Below are 4,667 nucleotides of genomic sequence, written 5' to 3' on the forward strand. Positions count from 1 at the left end.
CGGCCAGCCCGAGCCCCTCACGCCAGGCCACGGTGCGGGCGAGCTGCGTCTCGTCGGTGCCCAGGGTGGCGCCCCAGGCCTGATGCACGATGGACGCCGCGCTGAATCCCAGATAGGTGAGCAGCAGCGCCGTGATGAACAGTAGGGTGAAGCGCCATTCGCCCGCAGCAAAGGGAAGCAGCGCGGGCAGGGCGAACAATGCGGCAAACCCCGCGAACATCAGCACGCAGGCCGCGAGCAGCGCAGGTTTGGCCCGGCCGCGTCGCAGCAGATGATCGGCCAGCCGCCCCAGCCAGGGGTCGAACAGCGCATCGGCAAAACGGGTGAGCAGCAGTACGCCGCCGAGATAGCCCAGCGGCACCGCATAACGCGTGGCGTAATGCTCCGGCAGATAAACGTAGAGCGGCAGCGCGACGAAGGCAAACGCCAGACTGGGCGCGCCATAGCGCAACAACGCCAGGGCGTGCAGCGGAACGGCCGCGGGCGTGAGCGCAGCCGCTGCAGCGGGCAAGACGGCAGGCGGCGCGTTCATGGCCGAGTGGACGGCGCGTCCAGATGGGCCAACAGATCGCGGCGCAGCCCGGGGGCGGGCGTTTGCGGCGACAGCCAGATTGAGAAAAACGCGCGGGCGAAGGACACGCCGTTTTCAGCGCCGCGCCGCGCGCCGTTGAAATAAAAGCGGGTCTGCGCAGGCAGGGCGCCCGCGGGGGTGAACACGCCGGTCAGGGTGTCGCCGTCGGCCACATCGGGAAAAAGGCGCTGCATGGCTTGGAGCCAGGCGGCGCGCTGCTGCGGCGTGCCTTCACCGAGTTTGCGCATCTCCTCCTCGGAGCGCGCGGCGATGTCGGCGCCTTTGAGGCTGCGGGCGTAGCGCAATTGCAGGGCGAAGGGCGTATCGCCCAGTTGCGCGCCCAAACCTTGCGGGCCGACCCAGAGCGTGGCGTGGTAGACCAGAAAGCCGAAGTAGCGAAAGTCGCCGCTGCCCGCGCGCCGGGCCTGCGAAATCTCGGCGCTGACTTCATCTGCAACGCCCGCAGCGGCTTGCGCCCATGCGCTCAGCGGCAGCGTCGAGGCGGTTATGGCCAGCAACACCGCACGGCGAGACAGACCGTGCAAGTTGGGTTCAGTGCGTGCGGGCATGGCGCAGGGTGAACTGCCACACATGGGTTGAGCCCTGGCTGAAACCCGCCTCGCAGTAGGCGAGATAGAAGGTCCATAGCCGCATGAAACGGTCGTCGAAACCCTGGGCCTTCACCGCTTCGAGTTGGGCGGTGAAGCGTTCGCGCCAGAGCGCCAGGGTGCGGGCGTAGTCGGGCCCGAAGGGCAGTTCTTCAACGACTTCCAGCCCTGCGGCTTGGGCCTGCGCGATGAAGGCGCTGCGCGAGGGCAGCATGCCGCCGGGGAAGATGTAGCGCTGGATGAAGTCGGTGCCGCGCCGGTAGTCGTCGAACAGATCGTCGGCGATGGTGATGGTCTGGATGCAGGCGCGCGCGCCGGGCTTGAGATGGCGCGCCACGGTGCGGAAAAAGCCGGGCCAGTAGGCCTCGCCCACGGCCTCGAACATTTCGATGGAGGCGATGCCGTCATAGCCGTCTTGAGGGGCGATGCGGTCGAGATCACGGTAGTCGCACAGTTCGAGCCGGGCTTCGGGGGAAAGACCAGCGAGCCGGTTGCGGGCGTAGTCGAGCTGTTCGGTGGACAGGGTGACGCCATCCATGCGCAAGCCGCGCTGTGCGCCGACTTCGGCCAGACCGCCCCAGCCGCAGCCGATCTCCAGCACCTGCGAGCCGGGCTGGAGTTGCAGTTGATCGAGCACGCGGGCGTATTTGGCAGCCTGCGCTTGCTCCAGCGTCTGCGCGGGGTCGCCGTTGAATAGGGCGCTGGAGTAGGTCATGCTCGGGTCGAGCCAGAGCGTGTAGAAGGCGTTGCCGATGTCGTAATGCGCGTGGATGTTGTCGCGGCTTCCGGCGCGGCTGTTGCGGCGCAGAAGATGGCGGATGCGGTCGGGCAACAGACCCAACACGCTGCCGTGCAGCGCGCGGGCGATGATCTCGCGGTTAGCCACCAGCAGCTTGAGCAGTGCGGGCAGATCGGGCGTGTCCCAGGCGCGGCGCATCCAGGCTTCGGCAAAGGCGATGTCGCCGCGCTTGAGCACTTCGCCCAGCACCGCCCAGTCGTGCAGCGCGACTTCGGCATGCGGGCCGTTGTCGTCTTGGCCGAAGTGCCGCCAGACGCCATCCGGGCCATGAAAATCGAGGCGGCCGATCTGCAGGCGTTCCAGCAGGCGCAGCACGCCGCGCGCGGCCAGCGGAGGTTTGCGCTGCTTGTGGTTTTGCCCTGCGGCGAGGGTGGGGTCGAGAGAGAGCGGGGACAGGCTGCGGTCGCTGGCGTTCATGATCGGCTCGCGAAATGGTCTGGAGGAACAGGCTTGGAGTGGAAGGGCACGCGCTTGCGCCACAGCTTGAAGGCTTGCCAGTGAATGCGCGCAATGACGCCGAAGCTGTGCATGGGGTGGCGCAGCAGGGCCATGCGGGCGCGTGCCGCGGTAAGGGGAAGCAGGTCGCCGCTGATGCTGGTTTCGATCAGCGGGCCGTGAGTGTCGTCATGGTCGATGCGCAGAAGCATGCGGTCTTTGCCCGCGCCCGCGCTGCGCATGAATCGGAAGCGGTAGCTGCCCTCCACGGTGCAGAACGGCGAGACGTGAAACACTTTGCTGGCGCGATATTCGGCGCCCCATTGCAGGCTGCGCTCGCCCACCGGTGGGGTGAGGATGTAGCAGTGCCGCTCGCCAAAAGTGTTGTTGACCTCGGCCACGGCGCAGCGCAAGCTGCCGTCGGCGCGCTCGCACAGCCACAGGCTCACCGGCTTGAAGGCGTAGCCCCAGATGCGCGGAAAGGTCTGCAGCCAGATTTCGCCATCAGCGTCAAAAATGCCTTGCGTTGCAAGCAGGCCTTGCAGCCAGGCCAGGCTGTCGCCGCCGCCGTCGCCGTGGTCGGCATCGAAAAAGCTCATCGCCCCAAAGCGGTTGCGGGCAATGGGCAGCAGCGCTGGGTCGCGCGCCAGACTGCGCATGGGCAGCAGCAGGAACATCGCACGGTAGCTGAACGCATGCGTTGTCGGCCGCAGGCGTCGGTGCCGCACCGGGCCGCTGCCGATGAGCGGCTGATGCGGGCTGGCCGATGAAGTAGTCGGCATGGCGTTGGCTTTCATGCAGCCAGGGCGCGGTCGGCGGGCTGCGCGTCCACGTGGGTCAGCAGGGCTTGCGCTGCGGCGTAGCCCGACTTCAGGCCATCTTCGTGAAAGCCATAGCCACACCACGCTCCGCAGAAGTAGCTGTGCCGCTGGCCTTGCAACTCGGGCACGCGCTGTTGGGCGTTGATTGCCGCTTGATCGAAGATCGGATGGGCGTAGCTCATCTCGCGCAGCACGGTGTGCTCGGCGGGCTCGCGCAGCGGGTTAAGCGAGACCACGATGGGGCGTTGCGTGGGTAGGGGCTGCAGCTTGTTGAGCAGGTAGTGCAGGCAGACGGTGGGCTGCTCGGAGCGGGCTTCCACCACGCTTTCGTAGTTCCACGCGGCCCAGGCCTGGCGCGCCTGTGGCAGCAGCCGGGTGTCGGTGTGCAGCAGCGCGCGGTTGGACTGGTAGCGGATAGCGCCGAGCACTTCGCGCTCGGCTGTGCTGGGGGCGTCGATCAGCGCGAGGGCCTGATCGCTGTGGCAGGCGAAGATCACTTCGTCGAACCAGATGGTGCCACCTGCCGTATGCAGTTCAACGCCGTTGTCATGCCGCACGACCCGTTGCACGGGAGTGCGCAGACGCGCGTCGGGCAGTTGGGCGAGCATTTTCTGCACGTACTGCCGCGCGCCGCCACGCACGGTGAACCATTGCGGTCGGTTGTTGACCTGCAGCAGACCGTGGTTGTCGCAGAAGCGCACCAGCGTGGCCAGCGGAAAGTCGAGCATCTGCCCCGGCGGGCACGACCAGATGCAGGCGGTCATCGGCAGCAGATACCAGTGCAGAAACGGGTCGCCGTAGCCTTCGCGGCGCAGGTAGTCGCCCACGGTCTGGTTGAGGTCGAGCTCGGTGTCGGGTTTGCGCGCCAGCGCCGTGGCCTCGCGGTTGAAGCGCAGGATGTCGCGCAGCATGCGCCAGAAGGTCGGCCGGGTCAGGTTGCGGCGCTGGGCGAAAACCGTGTTCAGGTTGGAGCCGCTCCATTCCAGCGAGTTGCCGCTGGGCAGCGGGGCCTGCACCGAGAACGACATATCCGAGGTCGCCAGCGGCACATCCAACTCGGCGAACAGCGCCTGCAGCTTGGGATAGGTGCGCTCGTTGAGCACGAGAAAACCCGTGTCCACGGCGAAAGGCACTTCGCCCGGCAGATCGACATCCACTGTGTGGGTGTGGCCGCCAAAGTGCGAGCCGGCCTCGAACAGCGTGATCTGCGCGCGATGGCGCAAGGCCCAGGCCGCCCCGAGGCCTGAGATTCCCGTTCCAATGATGGCAATGCGCATGGTTTTGGCTCCCTGGCCGCGTCAGGTTTTGCGGCCTTCTACCAAGGCATACGCCGAATGATTGTGGATGGATTCAAAATTCTCCGATTCCACGGTGTAGGCGGCCACGCGCTCATCGCGCTCCAGCGCCACGGCGACATCGCGCACCAGGTCTTC

6 protein-coding genes are annotated in these 4,667 nt (G+C 66.8%); all 6 read right to left on the reverse strand.

The genetic code is table 11. From position 1 onward, the window contains the following. The coding region (locus AC2VLV_RS13750) for an MFS transporter (RefSeq protein ID WP_486990516.1) at positions 1 to 532 on the reverse strand (532 nt) is incomplete at its 3' end. After that, entirely contained in the window at positions 529 to 1,140 is a 612-nt protein-coding gene (locus AC2VLV_RS13755; protein WP_486990517.1) for a chalcone isomerase family protein, read from the reverse strand. The genes AC2VLV_RS13755 and AC2VLV_RS13750, both read right to left, overlap by 4 nt. Further along, the gene (locus AC2VLV_RS13760; RefSeq protein WP_486990518.1) at positions 1,124 to 2,395 is read right to left on the reverse strand and encodes a class I SAM-dependent methyltransferase; all 1,272 of its coding nucleotides are present in this window, start codon (positions 2,393 to 2,395) and stop codon (positions 1,124 to 1,126) included. The genes AC2VLV_RS13755 and AC2VLV_RS13760 overlap by 17 nt, the downstream gene beginning before the upstream one ends. Then, on the reverse strand, positions 2,392 to 3,210 hold the full coding sequence (locus AC2VLV_RS13765) for a DUF1365 domain-containing protein (RefSeq protein ID WP_486990519.1): 819 nt from the start codon (positions 3,208 to 3,210) through the stop codon (positions 2,392 to 2,394). Before AC2VLV_RS13765 ends, AC2VLV_RS13760 begins: the two co-directional genes overlap by 4 nt. Next, positions 3,207 to 4,511 (reverse strand): NAD(P)/FAD-dependent oxidoreductase, encoded by a 1,305-nt coding sequence (locus AC2VLV_RS13770; RefSeq protein WP_486990520.1) that lies wholly within the window; start codon positions 4,509 to 4,511, stop codon positions 3,207 to 3,209. Before AC2VLV_RS13770 ends, AC2VLV_RS13765 begins: the two co-directional genes overlap by 4 nt. 21 nt (positions 4,512 to 4,532) lie before the next feature. Beyond that, on the reverse strand, positions 4,533 to 4,667 hold a 135-nt coding region (locus tag AC2VLV_RS13775; protein WP_486990521.1), incomplete at its 5' end, for a GTP cyclohydrolase, FolE2/MptA family.

The organism is Thiomonas sp. TH-17, from assembly GCF_057473305.1.

Coding starts and splice junctions, on each gene's coding strand:
- AC2VLV_RS13755 (WP_486990517.1), bottom strand. CDS start 1,140: ATGCCCGCACGCACTGAACCCAACTTGCACGGTCTGTCTCGCCGTGCG.
- AC2VLV_RS13760 (WP_486990518.1), bottom strand. CDS start 2,395: ATGAACGCCAGCGACCGCAGCCTGTCCCCGCTCTCTCTCGACCCCACC.
- AC2VLV_RS13765 (WP_486990519.1), bottom strand. CDS start 3,210: ATGAAAGCCAACGCCATGCCGACTACTTCATCGGCCAGCCCGCATCAG.
- AC2VLV_RS13770 (WP_486990520.1), bottom strand. CDS start 4,511: ATGCGCATTGCCATCATTGGAACGGGAATCTCAGGCCTCGGGGCGGCC.